At 63.5% G+C, this 15045-nt stretch carries 15 protein-coding genes, 1 pseudogene and 1 riboswitch; of the genes and pseudogenes, 10 read left to right on the top strand and 6 right to left on the bottom strand.

Annotation, left to right across the window (positions count from 1 at the left end):
- Positions 1 to 44: 44 nt before the first annotated feature.
- Both BDW41_RS20185 and BDW41_RS20180 read right to left on the bottom strand, forming a co-directional pair.
- Positions 45 to 944 carry an SDR family oxidoreductase gene (locus BDW41_RS20185; protein ID WP_074551636.1) on the bottom strand — a complete coding sequence of 300 codons (900 nt, stop codon included), beginning with the start codon at positions 942 to 944 and terminating at the stop codon, positions 45 to 47.
- Between the two features lie 31 nt (positions 945 to 975).
- Complete coding sequence (locus BDW41_RS20180; protein ID WP_074551638.1) at positions 976 to 1716, bottom strand: SDR family oxidoreductase; 741 nt, start codon at positions 1714 to 1716, stop codon at positions 976 to 978.
- Between the two features lie 114 nt (positions 1717 to 1830).
- Between BDW41_RS20180 and BDW41_RS20175 the strand changes: the two genes are divergently transcribed.
- The 3 genes from BDW41_RS20175 to BDW41_RS20165 all read left to right on the top strand — a co-directional run bounded on the left by BDW41_RS20175 (position 1831) and on the right by BDW41_RS20165 (position 4825).
- On the top strand, positions 1831 to 2727 hold the full coding sequence (locus tag BDW41_RS20175) for a LysR family transcriptional regulator (RefSeq protein WP_074551640.1): 897 nt from the start codon (positions 1831 to 1833) through the stop codon (positions 2725 to 2727).
- Between the two features lie 81 nt (positions 2728 to 2808).
- Positions 2809 to 3378, top strand: a complete 570-nt coding sequence (locus tag BDW41_RS20170) for a JAB domain-containing protein (RefSeq protein ID WP_110301672.1) — start codon at positions 2809 to 2811, stop codon at positions 3376 to 3378.
- Positions 3379 to 3526: 148 nt separating this feature from the next.
- On the top strand, positions 3527 to 4825 hold the full coding sequence (locus BDW41_RS20165) for a site-specific integrase (RefSeq protein WP_074551642.1): 1299 nt from the start codon (positions 3527 to 3529) through the stop codon (positions 4823 to 4825).
- 19 nt (positions 4826 to 4844) lie between these two features.
- On the opposite strand, the gene BDW41_RS20160 is transcribed toward BDW41_RS20165, so the two are convergent.
- A complete protein-coding gene (locus tag BDW41_RS20160; RefSeq protein ID WP_074551644.1) occupies positions 4845 to 5402 on the bottom strand; it encodes a manganese efflux pump MntP family protein in 558 nt (185 codons plus the stop codon).
- 24 nt (positions 5403 to 5426) lie between these two features.
- Positions 5427 to 5576, bottom strand: a riboswitch (yybP-ykoY riboswitch).
- A 220-nt stretch (positions 5577 to 5796) separates the two neighbouring features.
- Between BDW41_RS20160 and BDW41_RS20155 the strand changes: the two genes are divergently transcribed.
- The 3 genes from BDW41_RS20155 to BDW41_RS20145 are packed head-to-tail and all read left to right on the top strand — an operon-like array spanning position 5797 to position 10028.
- Positions 5797 to 6132, top strand: coding sequence for a helix-turn-helix transcriptional regulator (locus BDW41_RS20155; RefSeq protein ID WP_074551646.1), 336 nt, complete (start codon positions 5797 to 5799; stop codon positions 6130 to 6132).
- Positions 6125 to 7372 (top strand): HipA domain-containing protein, encoded by a 1248-nt coding sequence (locus BDW41_RS20150; protein WP_074551648.1) that lies wholly within the window; start codon positions 6125 to 6127, stop codon positions 7370 to 7372. Before BDW41_RS20155 ends, BDW41_RS20150 begins: the two co-directional genes overlap by 8 nt.
- A gap of 31 nt (positions 7373 to 7403) precedes the next feature.
- Positions 7404 to 10028 carry an AAA family ATPase gene (locus tag BDW41_RS20145; RefSeq protein ID WP_074551649.1) on the top strand — a complete coding sequence of 875 codons (2625 nt, stop codon included), beginning with the start codon at positions 7404 to 7406 and terminating at the stop codon, positions 10026 to 10028.
- Between the two features lie 289 nt (positions 10029 to 10317).
- Here BDW41_RS20145 and BDW41_RS20140 read toward each other — a convergent pair whose 3' ends face one another.
- Positions 10318 to 10800: a hypothetical protein gene (locus tag BDW41_RS20140; RefSeq protein ID WP_074551651.1), complete on the bottom strand. Its 483-nt coding sequence runs from the start codon at positions 10798 to 10800 to the stop codon at positions 10318 to 10320.
- A gap of 133 nt (positions 10801 to 10933) precedes the next feature.
- Between BDW41_RS20140 and BDW41_RS20135 the strand changes: the two genes are divergently transcribed.
- From BDW41_RS20135 to BDW41_RS20120, 4 genes and pseudogenes are all read left to right on the top strand, one after another.
- The gene (locus BDW41_RS20135) at positions 10934 to 11413 is read left to right on the top strand and encodes a hypothetical protein (RefSeq protein ID WP_074551653.1); all 480 of its coding nucleotides are present in this window, start codon (positions 10934 to 10936) and stop codon (positions 11411 to 11413) included.
- A gap of 42 nt (positions 11414 to 11455) precedes the next feature.
- Positions 11456 to 11629 (top strand): annotated as a pseudogene (locus BDW41_RS20130) (transposase); the annotation flags it as partial.
- Between the two features lie 166 nt (positions 11630 to 11795).
- Positions 11796 to 12755, top strand: a complete 960-nt coding sequence (locus BDW41_RS20125) for a zincin-like metallopeptidase domain-containing protein (RefSeq protein ID WP_074551655.1) — start codon at positions 11796 to 11798, stop codon at positions 12753 to 12755.
- Entirely contained in the window at positions 12752 to 13123 is a 372-nt protein-coding gene (locus BDW41_RS20120; RefSeq protein ID WP_074551656.1) for a DUF2958 domain-containing protein, read from the top strand. Before BDW41_RS20125 ends, BDW41_RS20120 begins: the two co-directional genes overlap by 4 nt.
- A 122-nt stretch (positions 13124 to 13245) precedes the next feature.
- Here BDW41_RS20120 and BDW41_RS20115 read toward each other — a convergent pair whose 3' ends face one another.
- Entirely contained in the window at positions 13246 to 13662 is a 417-nt protein-coding gene (locus tag BDW41_RS20115; RefSeq protein WP_199535394.1) for a VOC family protein, read from the bottom strand.
- An 8-nt stretch (positions 13663 to 13670) separates the two neighbouring features.
- Positions 13671 to 14390, bottom strand: coding sequence for an alpha/beta hydrolase family protein (locus BDW41_RS20110; protein WP_074551660.1), 720 nt, complete (start codon positions 14388 to 14390; stop codon positions 13671 to 13673).
- Between the last annotated feature and the right edge of the window lie 655 nt (positions 14391 to 15045).

Below are 15045 nucleotides of genomic sequence, written 5' to 3'. Positions count from 1 at the left end.
TCGGTGAAACGACGACGGGCGGCACGTGGCCGCCCGCCAAGCCTTCAGCCCGCCATGCGGGGATGCAGGATGTCCTCCAGCCCAATGCGGCGCAGCAGTTCCGCGCGGACACGGTCGGCCACGCCGTTGACGATTTCCGCGCCGTCCTCGGACGGGTCCACATGCACGCGGAACGGACGCTTGCCGAACGGCTTGTCCACGATCGCCACGATGGCGCGGGCGACCGCTTCCGGGTCGGCATCGGCCGGCTCCAGCGAGGCCAAGCCCTTGAACGCCACCTCGCCGAAGTCGCGGGTCGGGCCTTCGGCGTAGACCTTGGCGACCGCGTCATCGGCCGGCGCACCCGCATGGGCGAAGTGATTCGTGCCCTGGGTGAAGGCGCCCGGCACCACGATGGAGGTCTCGATGCCCCAGCGCGCCAGCTCGCCCGCGTAGCTCACCGCCAGCGAATCCATGCCCGCCTTGGCCGCGAAATACGGCGCCAGGTACGGCGGCGTGCCGCCCCGCACGCTGCTGGAAGACACCCACACCACCAATCCCTTTCCCTGCTTGCGCAGCTGCGGCAGGGCCGCGCGATTCACGCGCTGCGTGCTCAGCACATTGGTGTCGTAGAGCTGGGCGAACTGTTCCGGCGTGAAAGCTTCGGCCGGACCGTAGGCCATGTGGCCCGCGTTGTGGATCACCACGTCCAGCCGTTGATGCGCGTGGACGATCTGCGCGATGGCGGCATCCACGGAAGCCTGCGAGGCCACGTCCATCTCGATGGCGCGCAGATCCACACCCTGTTCCTTAGCGTACTGCTGCATCTCCTCGACGCGCGGTGCGTTACGCCCTGCGGTTTCACGCATGCCGGCATAGACGATGTGGCCCGCATGGGCCAGGGCGCGCGCACTCATCAGGCCAAAGCCGCTCGATGCGCCCGTGATGACGATGACGTTCTTCATGATGCGTTCTCCTGGAAATTAAGCGCGGGAATCAGATGACGCCGCCGTTGGCGCGCAGCACCTGGCCGTTGACCCAGCCACCGTCGGGACCGGCGAGGAAAGCCACGACGCTGGCGATGTCCTCGGGCGTGCCCAGGCGTTCCAGCGGCGCCAGCTTCGCGAGCTGCTCGACCTGCTCGGGCGTCTTGCCCTTCAGGAACAGCTCGGTGCCGGTCGGGCCCGGCGCTACCGCATTCACCGTGATGGCGCGCCCACGCAGTTCCTTCGCCAGGATGTGCGTCATCGATTCCACCGCCGCCTTGGTGGCCACGTAGACGCCATAGTTCGGGAAGTTCAGGCCCACCACACTGGTGGAGAAATTGACGATGCGTCCGCCGTCGCGCAGGCGCTTGCCGGCCTCGCGCAGGGTGTTGAAGGTGCCCTTGAGGTTGATCGCGACGGTGCGGTCGAACAGCGCGTCGTCGGTGTCGGCCATGGGCGCCAGCTGCATGATGCCGGCGTTGTTCACCAGCACGTCGACGCCGCCGAACGCGGTTTCCGCCGCATCGAACAGGCGACGCACGGCGGCCGGGTCGGCCACGTCGGCCTGGGCGGTGAGCGCGCGGCCGCCGCGGCTTTCGATCTGGCGGGCCAGCGCCTCGGCGGAAGCGGCGTCGCCGGCATAGTTGATGACTACCGTGAACCCGTCGCGCGCCAGCCGTTCGGCAATGGCGGCGCCGATGCCACGGGACGCACCCGTGACCAGGGCGACTTTGGAAGCGTGTGCAGACATGGGGAATATCCTCGGAAAGAGCCGACCGGGTGTCGGCGTGGGAAGAGGATGGTCTTTTCCATTGAGCGGATAATCTGCTCAAATCCGCCTTCATCATTCGATAGGGGCGAACAAATGGACAAGCTCGACGCCATGCGCCTGTTCGCCCGCATCGTGGACCGGCGCAGCTTCACCCTCGCCGCGCAGGACCTGGACCTGCCCCGCTCCACCGTCACCGAGGTGATCAAGCAGCTGGAAGCCCGCCTGGGCGTGCGCCTGCTCGAACGCACCACCCGGCAGGTGCGTCCCACGCTGGACGGCGAGGCCTATTACCAGCGCTGCCTGGGCATCCTGGCGGAGATCGAGGAAGCCGAAGCGGCCTTCACCGGCGCGCGTCCCGCCGGCCTGCTGCGGGTGGATGTGCACAGCGTGCTGGCCCGGCACTTCATGCTGCCGGGCCTGCCGGATTTTCTCGCGCGCTATCCGGGCATCCAACTGCGCATCGGCGAGGGCGACCGCTACGTGGACCTGGTGCGCGAAGGCGTGGATTGCGTGCTGCGCGTGGGCAAACCCGGCGACAGCAGCATGATCGGCCGGCAGATCGCCCTGCTTCCCGAAGGCACCTATGCCAGCCCCGGCTATCTGGAGCGCCACGGCACGCCATCGGCGCCCGATGACCTCGCAGGGCACCACATGGTGGCCTTCGTGTCCTCGGCCACGGGCAGCGTGCTGCCACTGGAATTCCGCCACGGCGAGACGGTGCGCGAAGTGCTGCTGCCGCACACCGTGAGCGTGGCGGGCGCGGAGATGTACGCCGCCACCGCGCGCCTGGGCCTGGGCCTGATCCAGGTGCCCAGCTACCGCGTGCAGGACGACCTGGCGCGCGGCACGCTGGTGGAGGTGCTCAAGGACTTTCCGCCCACGCCCTCGCCGGTGTACGTGCTCTATCCCCAGAACCGGCAACTGTCGCCGCGCGTGCGCGTTTTCATCGACTGGCTCGGCGCCGAATTCGCCCGGCGGCTACCGGCCTGACCCACATCCGGCGGCGAAGGCCGACGCACGCGGCGGTGCGCGCCGATGGGCGAACGGCGGCGCGATCGGCACGCTTGCGGCATGAGCATCCGTGAATGGCCTGAAGGCGAACGACCCCGTGAAAAACTGCTGGCCCGCGGCTGCGCGGCGCTGTCCGACGCCGAACTGATCGCCGTGCTGCTGGGCAGCGGCGTGCCCGGCAAGGACGCCATTGCCCTGGGACGCGAACTGCTGGGCAAGAGCGGCGGCCTGGGCACGCTGCTCGCCGATCCCGGCGGCACGGTGCGGCTGCGCGGCATCGGCCCGGCCAAGCGCGCCCGCCTGATCGCCGCCCTGGAACTGGCCCGGAGAGCCCTGGGCGAACAGCTGCGGGAAGCTCCCGCGCTGGGCAACCCGCGCGACAGCGGCGACTACCTGCGTGCCCAGCTGCGGCATCTGCCTTACGAGGTATTTGGGTGCCTGTTCCTGGACAATCGCCACCGCGTGTTGGCGTTCGAGGAACTTTTCCGCGGCACCATCGACAGCGCCAGCGTCCATCCGCGCGAGGTCGTGCGCGCCTGCCTGCGCCACAACGCGTCAGCGGTGATCCTGGCCCACAACCATCCCACTCGACCTATTTCCATCACGTTCAATCACGCTCCTAACCGTTGAATCATTTGAACTTTTAGGCTTGTCGTAGCGCAGGACGCTGTGGCATATTGGGGTCGGTTTTGAGGGGGATCGATCGCCCTTGTGACCCCAGTCGCCGACCCCTGCTAGCCGTCTGGCGACCCCACTTGAAAGCCAATGGGAGAGCCCAGTGCCAAGTCTTACCGATGGAGAAATTCGCCGCGCCCTGAAGCAGGTGGAGCAGACCGGCAAACAGCTAAGCCTGGTCGATGGCGAGGGACATGGCACCGGTCGCCTTGTCCTGGTCATGAAGCCCATGCCCACGCGCGTCACCGCCGATTGGATGGCGCAGCAGTGGCGCGATCAGAAGCGCTTCAAGAAGAAGCTGGGCTCATACCCATCCATGTCGCTCAGCAAAGCGCGCGAAGTTTTCACACGCGATTTCGCCGACATGATCCAGAAGGGCCGCAGCATCAAGATCGCCGGCGACACGCGTCCCGGCACCGTGGCCGATCTCTTCGAAGCCTATGTCGCTCACCTGAAGGCATCCGAAAAGTCATCTTGGAAAGAGGCTGAGAAAGGCCTCAACAAGATCGCCGACACCCTCGGCCGCAATCGGCCCGCTCGCGACATCGAGCCCGACGAAATCACCGATCTCATCCGACCGATCTATGACCGCGGTAAGCGCTCCATGGCAGATCACGTCCGCAGTTACATCCGATCCGCATATAGCTGGGGCCTGAAATCGGAACACGACTACCGCAACGCGTCGCAGCGGCGTTTCCGGCTGGTCTACAATCCCGCCGCCGGCATCCCCACAGAGCCCAAGAAAGTCGGCACTCGCTGGCTTGATGAAGAGGAATTCCTGCGCCTGTACCGTTGGCTTGAATGTCCGGACGCGCCCGTGCATCCGCCTTACACGCGGGCCGTTCGCATTCTCATGCTCACGGGGCAGCGCGTGGAGGAAATCGCCCGCCTGCATGTCGATCAGTGGGACGCGAAGGAGCGGATCATCGACTGGTCAAAGACCAAGAATGGCAAGCCACACGCCATTCCGGTCCCGGAAGTGGCGGCGGAATTAATCGAATCGATCAAGCCCAACGCACACGGTTGGTTTTTCCCCTCCGCGACCGACCCAACCAAACCCGTCAGCCACGGCACCCTGTACTCTTTCATGTGGCGTCAGCGCGAGCGCGAGGTGATCCCTGTCGTGACCAACCGCGATCTGCGCAGAACCTGGAAGACGCTCGCAGGTCAGGCCGGCCTCTCCAAAGAAATTCGCGACCGCATACAGAACCACACGCTCCAGGATGTCAGTTCGAAGAGCTACGATCGTTGGAGTTACATGCCCGAGAAGCGGGCAGCCATGAAGAAGTGGAATGCATTCGTCCGAGCGATGCTAACCAAGAAGCGCCCCAAGCCGGCAAGAGAGACATCTAGACCGAATATCCGTTCGGGCGTTGAAGCCGCCACCCAACATGCAGCCTGAGAGGCGTCCGCAAATCGCTCTAAGCCGTCAGGTGCTCTATAAGGATTGACAATCCCAGACCGAAAAGCGCGATCCCAGCGACAGCCTCCGCAATGCGGCCGAAGTGCTCGCCGATCAGCCGACCGATAAGCATGCCTCCCGACGACATGAGGAACGTCGCAAGGCCAATCGCGGTCGCAACCACAACAATGTTGACGTTCAGAAAGGCCAAAGAGACGCCGACGGCCATTGCATCGAGGCTCGTGCCGATTGCGGTTGCCATCAAGACTGTAAACGATCTGCCCACTGGCTTGGCGTCGGCTTTCTTCCATACGGCCGCATAAAGCATATGAAGACCAACAGCAGCGAGCAGGCCAAAGGCGAGCCAGTGATCAACAGCCTGGACGAAGCTGCTCGCGGCAACGCCGGCAGCCCAACCGATAACAGGCGTGATCGCCTCGACTACACCAAAGACCGCGCCGCTGCGTAGCGCTTCTGAATATCGCGGGCGACCAAGAGCTGCGCCTCTACCCACGGAAACCGCAAAGGCATCGACGGACATGCTGAAAGCAAGTAGGACGACTGCAAAAGGGGACATAGCAGGATAACCAAACGGACATTGAACCGGGTGGCCCTCACCTGTCCGACAAAGGCGAGTTTCACCACGGTCTTGCCGGGCCGGTGAAACCGGCTGATCACACCACGCGCATCGCGCGAGCCTGTTGGCGTGATCCCGCTGTCTTAGCGGTGGCTACTCCCCGATGCGGAAGAGATAGGAAGCGACATCGGCAAAGTCAAAATCTAAAAGTCGATACCCATCAGATACTTGCGCTTATAATACTCATTTGCAGGTGGAGCCTTGGTCTTCAGGCTTCGGACGGCCCGCCGCCAAGCGGTCTGGTAGGATGACTGCCGCATCCTGCGGCTGGGAGCTAGGAAAATTGTAATCTTCCTGCTACATATCTGCTCAATATGTAGTGTGAAGGTGTCAAATGCCCACTCCCCATAACCCTCCAGCAGCCGTGCGGCGCGCCCTGCGCAAGCTCGGCGCGGACATCCATGACGCTCGCCGTCGCCGCAAGCTGCCCATGGCGGTCGTGGCCGAGCGGGCTTTCACGTCGCGCTCGACCCTGCAGAAGGTCGAGGCAGGCGACACCAACGTTAGCGTCGGCATTTATGCCGGCGTGCTTCAAGCCCTCGGCCTGCTCGACGGTCTGACCCGGGTCGCCGACATCAGCAACGACAGCGTCGGCCAGGCGCTCGCCAGCGCCGAGCTGCCCAAGCACATCCACTTGAAGCGGTCGGCGGGATCGTCCCGCGATGGCTGACTTCGAGGTTCATATCGACCTTAACGGCCGCACCCGCCTGATCGGATTGGCGAGAAGCAATCGTGTGCGAGGCGCCGAGACCATCCTCTTTGAGTATGAAGGTGCTTGGCTGGAAGACCCGGAGCGCTTCTCGTTGGAGCCCGCTCTGGCGCTGACCCGCGGCGCCTTCGCGCCGCCAGCCGGCCTTGCCACCTTCGGCTCGATAGGCGATTCCGCACCCGACACATGGGGACGCCGCCTCATGCAGCGCGCTGAGCGCCGCCTTGCTGATCGCGAAGGCCGTGCCGTCCACACTCTTGTCGAAAGCGATTATTTGCTCGGTGTCGCCGACGAAACCCGGCTCGGCGCGCTTCGCTTCCGCTGGGTCGGCGAAGACGCGTTCCAGGCGCCAATCCGCGCCGGCGTTCCAGCTTTGATCGAACTTGGCCGACTTCTCCAGATCACCGAGCGCATCCTGCGCGACGAGGAGACGGACGAAGATCTCCAGCTCATCTTCGCTCCCGGCTCCTCCCTCGGCGGCGCACGCCCCAAAGCATCAGTAATCGACCAGCACGGTCACCTCTCCATCGCCAAATTCCCGAAGGAGACGGACGATTATAGCATGGAGACCTGGGAGGAGATTGCTCTACGGCTGGCTGGCCGCGCCGGCATCACGACTCCTCAACACGAGCTGATCAGCGTAGCCGGTAAGGCCGTCATGCTTTCGCGACGCTTTGATCGCGAGGGTGCCATCCGAATTCCGTTCCTTTCGGCAATGGCGATGATGGGCGCGAAGGATGGCGAGCGCGGCAGCTACCCGGAGATTGTCGACGCTCTTGCCGAACATGGCGCCCAGGGCAAGACGGATGCCCATGCCCTTTATCGGCGCGTGGTCTTCAACGTCCTGATCTCCAATGTCGACGATCACCTTCGCAATCACGGCTTCCTGTGGCTGGGCAAGGCAGGCTGGTCACTCTCACCGGCCTACGATCTCAATCCCGTCCCGACCGATCTCAAGGCGCGGGTGCTGACGACGAACATCGATCTCGACGAAGGCACGTGCTCGCTCGAACTGCTGGAGGCCGCCTCCGAGTATTTCGCGCTCACACTGCCGCAGGCGCGCGCGATCATCAAAGAGGTTGCGACCGTGACCGCGACATGGCGGGACACCGCCAAGGCGGTGGGCGCCCGCGCCACCGAGATCACCCGTATGGCCAGCGCCTTCGAGCACGACGACCTCAAGCGGGCGTTGATCCTATGACGCCAGGACGGGTGGCAAGTGGGGGACACAAATGAATAAGCAAGAAGATGATCTTTCGAATGAAGCAACGGCGCTCGCAGACATCCTGAAATGGTCCGCGGATCTGCCAGCCTGGCAGCGCGACACGCTGCGCCGCCTCTGTAACCAACCTAAACTGGAAGTCACGGATGTCGCGGAGTTGGCCGCGATCTGCAAGGGCCTCGATCAGGGCACCCCACTCGACGCCAGCCATATCCGCGATCCCGCCGCGAGCCATGCCGTGGTGACGCTCGGCGCCCTTTACGGTCTGTCCAACGTCAACGCCCTCGCTCCCGGCGAACGGCTGTCTTTCGGCAAAGCGGGCCTCACCATCATCTACGGCGACAACGGCGCCGGCAAATCCGGCTATGCCCGCGTCCTGAAGCAGCTCTGCCGGGCGCGCTCGCCGAAGGGCGACGCGATCCTGCCAAACATCTACGCCGCCACGAGCGGCGCGCCAGCCGCCAGCGTCGAGTTCTTCGTCGGCGCCCAAAAACGCAACGCCGCTTGGACGCAGGGCAACTCGCCAGACGCCATGCTGTCCGCCGTCAGCGTCTTCGACTCGCGCACGGCCAATATCCATGTCGAGAACACCAACGACCTCGCGTATACGCCGCTGCCGCTACGCATCCTCGCGGGCCTCGCGCAAGTCTGCCTGGACGTGAAGAGCAAGCTGGCCGCCGAAATCAAGACCCTCCAGGAGCAAACGCCCACCATCCTGACGACGCCGGACTGCAAGCAGAACACTCCGGTCGGCAAGCTGATCGCCGGTCTCTCGGGCAAGACGAAGCCGGAAACCGTCGAGAAACTCGCCGGCCTCACCGCCGAGGACGAGACGCGCCTTCAAACGCTCACCGCCGATTTGTCGAGCGATCCGGCTCGCACAATCCGCCAGCTTCAGGGCCAAGAGACTCGCATCACCGGCATCATAACGCAGCTTGAGCGCCTGGCCGCATCCGCCACGGATGACAATCGCACGGCCCTCCGCGATGCCCACACGAACCTTGCGAATGCGCGCATGGCCGCCGCCGCGGCGTCCGCCAATCTGTTCTCCAAGGAACCGTTGCCGGACATCGGCTCGCATGTCTGGAAGATCCTGTGGGAAGCCGCCCGCGACTATTCGCGCGCGGCGGCCTATCCCAAACAGCCTTTCCCGGTGACCGGTAGCAAAGCGCACTGCGTCCTATGTCAACAGCCGCTCAGCGAGGAGGCCTCGAGACGGCTCAGCAGCTTCGAGGCCTTTGTGCAGGACGAAAGCAAACGTCGCGAGCAGGAGGCGGCGGACTCCTATGACGACGCCCTGCAGGGCGTCTCGGCCGCGGCAGTCTCGATGAAAGATCTCGCTGCAATCGTCTCATTGATACGAGACGATATCGGCCGCGAGGATCTCGCAAGCGCTTTGCGCCGCGACATGCTCCACCTCGCATGGCGGTTGCGAGCAGTCCTGCGCACCCACGTTCTCGCGACACCGCCGGCCCTTCCTCCTGCGGCCGCCCTCTCTCTTGATCCGCTACGCGCAGTGCTGGTCGGCATCGCCGGGCGCATTCAGGCCCTGCAATCCGACGCCAGCTCACCGGAGCGCGCCATGCTCATCACTGAACGTGACGGCCTCAGCGACCGCAAATGGCTCGGCGTTGTGAAGACCGATGTGCTCGCCCAAATCGATCGCCTCAAAGCCATCGAAGCGATCGAGAAGGCCAGCAAGGACACGGCGACGAACAAGATCACCACCCAGAGCGCCCGTATTGCCCAGGCGCTCGTTACCAACCGCCTGCGCGGACGGTTCGCAATCGAAGTCGACAAGCTCGGCGTCGCCGGCCTCGCGATCGAGCTTCAGCAAGCCAAGACCACCGCCGGCGTTCCCTTCTTCCAGGTCAGGCTGATCAACAAGCCGAACGAACCAGTGGGAAGGGTCCTCAGCGAAGGCGAGCATCGCTGCGTCGCGCTCGCCGCCTTTCTCGCCGAGCTATCGACCATCGATGCGCAATCGGCGATCGTGTTCGACGATCCGGTGTCGTCACTCGATCACTTGCATCGAGACAAGGTCGCCGCCCGTCTGGCAGAAGCTGGCCAGACTCGCCAGGTGATCGTCTTCACCCACGACATGGCGTTTCTGCTCCTGCTCGACGAAGCCTGCCGGACGACAAAGGATCGAGAAGCGACGCCTGTGGCATATCGCCTGATCAGCCGCGGCACCGAAAATGCGGGTTACTGCCATCAGGATCCCCCGGCCAACGTCATGCCGCTCGACAAGGTCATTGACGGCATGAGAGCGCACCTCGCAAACGTCAAGATCCACCATGAACGCGGCGACCAGGCGAAATGGCTGCGCGAGGTCACGTCGTTCCAGGATCAGCTTCGAACCACGTGGGAGCGCGCCGTCGAGGAGGCCGTCGGGCCGGTGATCCGCCGCTTGTCACGCAAGGTCGACACCACAGGCCTGATCAAACTCACCGTACTGACGGATGGCGACTGCACCGCGATGCGGTTAGCGTTTGGGCGTTGTTCCGCACTTCTTCACAGCCAGCCGGGAGAGCTCAATCCGCGGCTACCCGAACCGACGGCCATCGAAGCTGAGATTGATGCACTGGAAAAGTGGATTGCAGATATCCGGGCCCGGCAGGAGAAAGCCGCATAATTATGCTTCTCGCCAAGCCGGTCGATATCGATCGGTGTGCAAGCTAATGTCGAGATCGAGAAGGCCTTGCCGCGCGGCTTCTTCGTCTTCTGGCTCCTGCGTCTCTGGCGGGGCATGTTGAGGGGGAATGCCTTCCCCCGGGCCGGCGCCTTGGTCGCCGGCCCCCCCCTTCTGCGGGGAGGTCCCCCAGGCTGTGCAAAAACGTTGAGGACGGCGCGATCAATTGAGCTCGACGCCCGCTCCGCAGATGCCTGCAGTGGCGTCGGATTCGCAGCGGACCGCCCTCGCGCTATGCCAAGCCAATTACCATTGCCGCGACCGACGCAAGAGCGAGTGCTCCTCGAACGAGATTGGCCCTACGGAGTTTGCGGCGTTCTTTTTCGAGCGCCGCCGCATCCGCTGCGTCTATTTCGATTCTCGCTTTGTACGCGGGAAACTTTCTGCCAGTGACACGCGAATAGATCGGGAGGCTCATCTGCTTTGAAATGGCCGAGGTGATGACCCAGAGAATCAGCCCGGCTGTGAACCAAAGATTATTGAATCCGTAGAAGTACCAGTACGGAAACATGCCCACAAAGGTGATCGTATTCGCCAAGATCGCGACTGGTGACCTGGTCGCATGAGCGACCAGGCTCGCGAGGAACCGCTTAAACTCTGCAGCCTCCATGTCGTCCATGGTGCTCTGAACGACATCCGCAACGAACAACATAAACCCGGCCGCCATCGCAGCGGGAAACAGTAGCAACACCTCCGCAAATTTTTGCGTCAGCACTGATCCTCCACCCTGGATGTTGAAAGCCGAACCCGCTGATGACGATTGCAGCCCCGAGATAGGGAAGCGTAGGTCACCTCCGGGCTTGGCCCTTGTCGCCAGCGCTTGTTGTGATAAGCTACATATTCGATATATGCCGAATTTGTCAAACCAGAGGCTCGGCGACCGCGAGCTGCGCTTCATCGAGAACGTGGCTGGCCTGCTCCTGCCCTGGGGCGTTCCGCCGGTCGCCGCGCGCCTCTACGGCTATCTGCTATTGTGTTCCCATCCGATAAGTCTCGACGAGATCATCGCTGGGCTCGGTGTCAGCAAGAGCACCGCGAGCGTGGCCGCCCGACTACTCGAGAGCTACACGCTCGCCCGCCGGCATCGCGAACCGGGAACCAAGCGGGCGCTCTACGCAGCCGCGGACAACTACGAGGCCATGATAAGGCAGCAGAACCGCCTGCTCGACGCGTTGGCCGACCAACTGGAGGCGGGCATTGACGTCGTGCGATCGAAAGAGGCCGACGCGCGGCTGAAGGAGATGGCTGAGTTCTATCGCCTGATGCGCGGCGCCATGGACGACGCGCTGAGCCGCTGGAAACGTAGAAAGAGATCCGCCAGCGCCTGAGGCGGCGTGTTGGCAGGCCAGCCAAGTCTCATGGTGACGCACAGGTCCACCGTCGAGCACCCCTTCGGCACCATCAAACGAATGTCGGGCGGTGGGCGATTCCTCACCAGAGGCCTCAGACGAGTGAAGGCCGAAGCGGCGTTATCGGTCTTGGCCAACAACATCATCCACGCGGCAAACGCCTTCGGAATGGACGGGCTCGTCCGGGCAGGCTGAGTCAGTGATCGCGTTCTTGAGCCGCTCAACGACGTCCGGTCTGCTGGCGAGTTTTGGCACAGCCTGCCTCGCAACGCCCCCTTTGAGAGGAAGAGTGCGGATGGGTTTGCCGTGACGGGTTGAGGACTGGAGGAGAGGCCTCCGGCGCCCGTCGCGGAGACCCGCGATGTCCAGAAAGACCGCAAGCGCTCGCGCCGGCTCAGACCGGGCGAACCTCTATGACGAGATCACCGACAAAATCGTCGCCGAGCTGGAAGCCGGCCGCGTGCCATGGGTACAGCCTTGGGGGACGGCGGCGGTGAAGGCGCCGCTCGCCATGCCGAGGAATGCCGCCACCGGCCGGCAATACTCAGGCATCAATGTGCTGATCCTTTGGGGCGCAGTGATCGAACACGGTTATGCCGCACAGAGCTGGCTCACCTTCCGCCAGGCGCTCGCACTAGGCGGCAATGTCCGCAAGGGCGAGCACGGCACGACCGTCGTCTACGCCGACCGCTTTGTGCCCGACGATGAAAAGCGCCGTGCACGTGAAACCGGCGAGGAAGCCCAGGCGATCCCGTTCCTGAAGCGGTTCACGGTGTTCAACGCCGTCCAGTGCGAAAACCTCGCCGATGACGTTGCCGTTGCTGCGCCGCCTCCGCCGCCCGGATTGATCGAGCCCAGAGTCGAGGCGCTCATCCGCGCAACCGGCATCGACTTCCGTATCGGCGGCAACCGCGCCTTCTACGCGCCGGGGCCCGATTTCGTCATGGTCCCGCCGCCGCAGGCCTATTTCGAACCCATCAACTGGCATCGCACGGCCCTGCACGAGCTGGGGCATGCCACAGGTCACGCCTCGCGACTCGGCCGCGACCTGTCCGGCTCGTACGGCACGAAGAAATACGCGTTCGAAGAACTGGTCGCCGAGATGAACGCTGCCTTCTGCTGCGCATCGCTCGGCATCATACCGACCGTGCGGCACGCCGATTACATCGGTTCGTGGCTCGAAGTGCTGCGCGAAGACAATCGCGCCATCGTCCGTGCCGCGTCCCAGGCAAGCAAGGCGGCGGATTGGTTGCTCGGTCTGGTGCCGGCCGACAGCACCGAGCTGCAGGCGGAGCCTTCGACTGACAGGAGGGCGGCATGATCCTCCTCACGCCCGAGCTGCGCGAGCAACTCCTCGCCAACGGCCGTGATCGCGACGTCGACCACGTTCCTGTCGTCAAGTGTTTCAACCCGCTCGGCGAAGGCGTCTGGCTCGCGACCGAGCTTGACGAGGACGGCGACACCCTGTTCGGCCTCGCCGATCTCGGTGAGCCCGAGCTGGGCTCGTTCAGCCTCGCCGAGATGATCGCGGTCCGGCTTCCGCTCGGTCTCAGCATCGAACGCGACATTCTCTTCGAGGGACTGTTTCCGATCTCGGTCTGGGCCGAAACGGCGCGGCGAACCGGCAGCATCCGGGAAGCCGAGCGCGTACTTCACGCCGTCCATCGGTCCAAGCAAGAGGACGGCTGATGTTCGTCCGTCACGGCAACGGCTAACGCTGTACGAGCACGCGCGCGGCCCGCCTCGCAAAAAGCGCCTCGAGCGCGAATGCTCTGGGACCCTTGAAGCGCTTTCGATGGCGAAATGTCATCCTACGTCATAGCCTCTTTCAAGGACTGCCCAAGACTTATCAAATTCCCCTCACTGTCGTGAAACCAGCAGCCAAGTTCCGCTGATCCCTTGCTGGGATAGTTGCCGGCGACATGCGCTATGCCATCGATGGTCTTTAGCCGGCCGCTTTCATACTCGAGAAAGTTGACGCCACGACGCTTGAGCTCATCGACGACGGGGCGGACGTCATCAACGGTGATCGCGAGCTGTGTAAAGTCTCCGGCCGATCGGCCGCTTGAGAGGAATATCGAAAACTCACCCGCACCGATACAATAGCGCAGGCCACCGGGGCGTTCCTCCGTTGGCCTCAGGCCCAGCTTTTCCAGATACCATCGTCGCGCGCGGTCGAGATCCTGTGCCGGGAGGCGCGTTGCTGCGCTGAGGTATTTCTCTTCCACGGCCAACCTCATTCCTCCGCCCGATGTACAGGAAGCCCCTCGATTTGCTCCAGCAGCATCGCAATCTTGGCGGGCTCCGTGAGCATCGCGTCATGTCCCGCCGGCCGTGCGTCAATCATCTCAATCCCAAGAGCCATGGCGTGCTCCGCCTGTTCGGGAATGAGATCTGAAGTCCGAATGTACGCCCTTGGCAAACGGTTGAGAGCCCTCGCAGAGAAGTGGAGCGATTGCGCAAACGTGCGCCACGGTTGCCCCACCAAACGACTGGCCAAGATCACTGCCATCTCGCTATCGAACGATCCAAGTTTCTCGATAGAGATCATCGGAGCGATGCGGTCCTCGACGACCAGCGCTTCGACATCATGTATCGGCGCGAGATCGGCGAAGGATCGCCCATTCGCGCCCACAAAGGCGTCGAGATACACGATCCGCTCTATCCTATCCGGCACACGGTTTGCCACCCCTGTAATCACAAGCCCTCCATAGCTGTGGCCCACCAGCGTTACATCGCGAATGTCCTCTCGAATTATGAGATTGTGCACGTCCTCGATATGGGCATCGAGATCGACGTGAGCGCAAGGCTCGTCGATTGCCATGCCGGATAGTGTCGGCGCCCAAGTTCTGTGACCTCGATCATCAACAAGTTGTCGAACCGTCGCCCAACACCAACCGCCGTGCCAAGCACCGTGGACAAACACAAACCGCCGAGATCTGCTCGCGTGAGACATCCTCACCACAATAGGTCGACAAGACGCAGCTTCAAATTGGCTTGCCGCGTCTCACCGACGCCTCTCCATCGCGGCCCACGGCTGCCGCCCGTCAAGGACGCGAGCCTATCCCCGGGCGCGCGGCCCGCTTCGAAAGCAGCGCCGCGATCGATCATTTCTATACCCGGGTATAGTTGCAATATACCCCTATGGGTATGTATCAAACCCGCGGCGCGCATTGAAGACCAGCAATAATTCACGCTCCGGAATCCAGCCTTGCAAAGGCTGGATTTTTCATTGGCACATCAAGGGATCGCTATGAACCCGCGACCTAGCGGTCAGGCCGACGATTGCGACAGCAGACGCTCAACGTCTGCACTCGTCTCTCGCCGGCTCGGCCACGCTCAGGGCGACGACACGATTGTCGAGAGCCGCGCGAACCACTTCGCGCTGCTTTGATGCGTGCCGCCTCCTGAGCCAGGCATCAGGAGGCAGGAATGACCTACCAATTTTTCAGCGCACGCCCGCGCGGCGCCAGCTCATCGGATATCCGCCCGCGTCTCGCACTGGCGCGCCGGCGTCTCGGGTGCGGGTGGCGCCAACAACCAAACTGAGCGCTGCGCTCCATGCGTCGGGCGCCACGGTCGCTCGCCGTCGATCCCTAACCCCATACATC

It is taken from the genome of Dyella sp. AtDHG13 (genome assembly GCF_003201105.1).
In the GTDB taxonomy this organism is placed as follows: Bacteria; Pseudomonadota; Gammaproteobacteria; order Xanthomonadales; family Rhodanobacteraceae; genus Dyella; species Dyella jiangningensis_B.
This window is presented reverse-complemented; position numbering and strand designations above follow the sequence as displayed.

Excerpts from the sequence above, each read along its gene's own strand:
- BDW41_RS20185 (WP_074551636.1), bottom strand. The coding sequence starts at position 944 with ATGAAGAACGTCATCGTCATCACGGGCGCATCGAGCGGCTTTGGCCTG.
- BDW41_RS20180 (WP_074551638.1), bottom strand. The coding sequence starts at position 1,716 with ATGTCTGCACACGCTTCCAAAGTCGCCCTGGTCACGGGTGCGTCCCGT.
- BDW41_RS20175 (WP_074551640.1), top strand. The coding sequence starts at position 1,831 with ATGGACAAGCTCGACGCCATGCGCCTGTTCGCCCGCATCGTGGACCGG.
- BDW41_RS20170 (WP_110301672.1), top strand. The coding sequence starts at position 2,809 with ATGAGCATCCGTGAATGGCCTGAAGGCGAACGACCCCGTGAAAAACTG.
- BDW41_RS20160 (WP_074551644.1), bottom strand. The coding sequence starts at position 5,402 with ATGTCCCCTTTTGCAGTCGTCCTACTTGCTTTCAGCATGTCCGTCGAT.
- BDW41_RS20155 (WP_074551646.1), top strand. The coding sequence starts at position 5,797 with ATGCCCACTCCCCATAACCCTCCAGCAGCCGTGCGGCGCGCCCTGCGC.
- BDW41_RS20150 (WP_074551648.1), top strand. The coding sequence starts at position 6,125 with ATGGCTGACTTCGAGGTTCATATCGACCTTAACGGCCGCACCCGCCTG.
- BDW41_RS20145 (WP_074551649.1), top strand. The coding sequence starts at position 7,404 with ATGAATAAGCAAGAAGATGATCTTTCGAATGAAGCAACGGCGCTCGCA.
- BDW41_RS20135 (WP_074551653.1), top strand. The coding sequence starts at position 10,934 with ATGCCGAATTTGTCAAACCAGAGGCTCGGCGACCGCGAGCTGCGCTTC.
- BDW41_RS20125 (WP_074551655.1), top strand. The coding sequence starts at position 11,796 with ATGTCCAGAAAGACCGCAAGCGCTCGCGCCGGCTCAGACCGGGCGAAC.
- BDW41_RS20120 (WP_074551656.1), top strand. The coding sequence starts at position 12,752 with ATGATCCTCCTCACGCCCGAGCTGCGCGAGCAACTCCTCGCCAACGGC.
- BDW41_RS20110 (WP_074551660.1), bottom strand. The coding sequence starts at position 14,390 with ATGTCTCACGCGAGCAGATCTCGGCGGTTTGTGTTTGTCCACGGTGCT.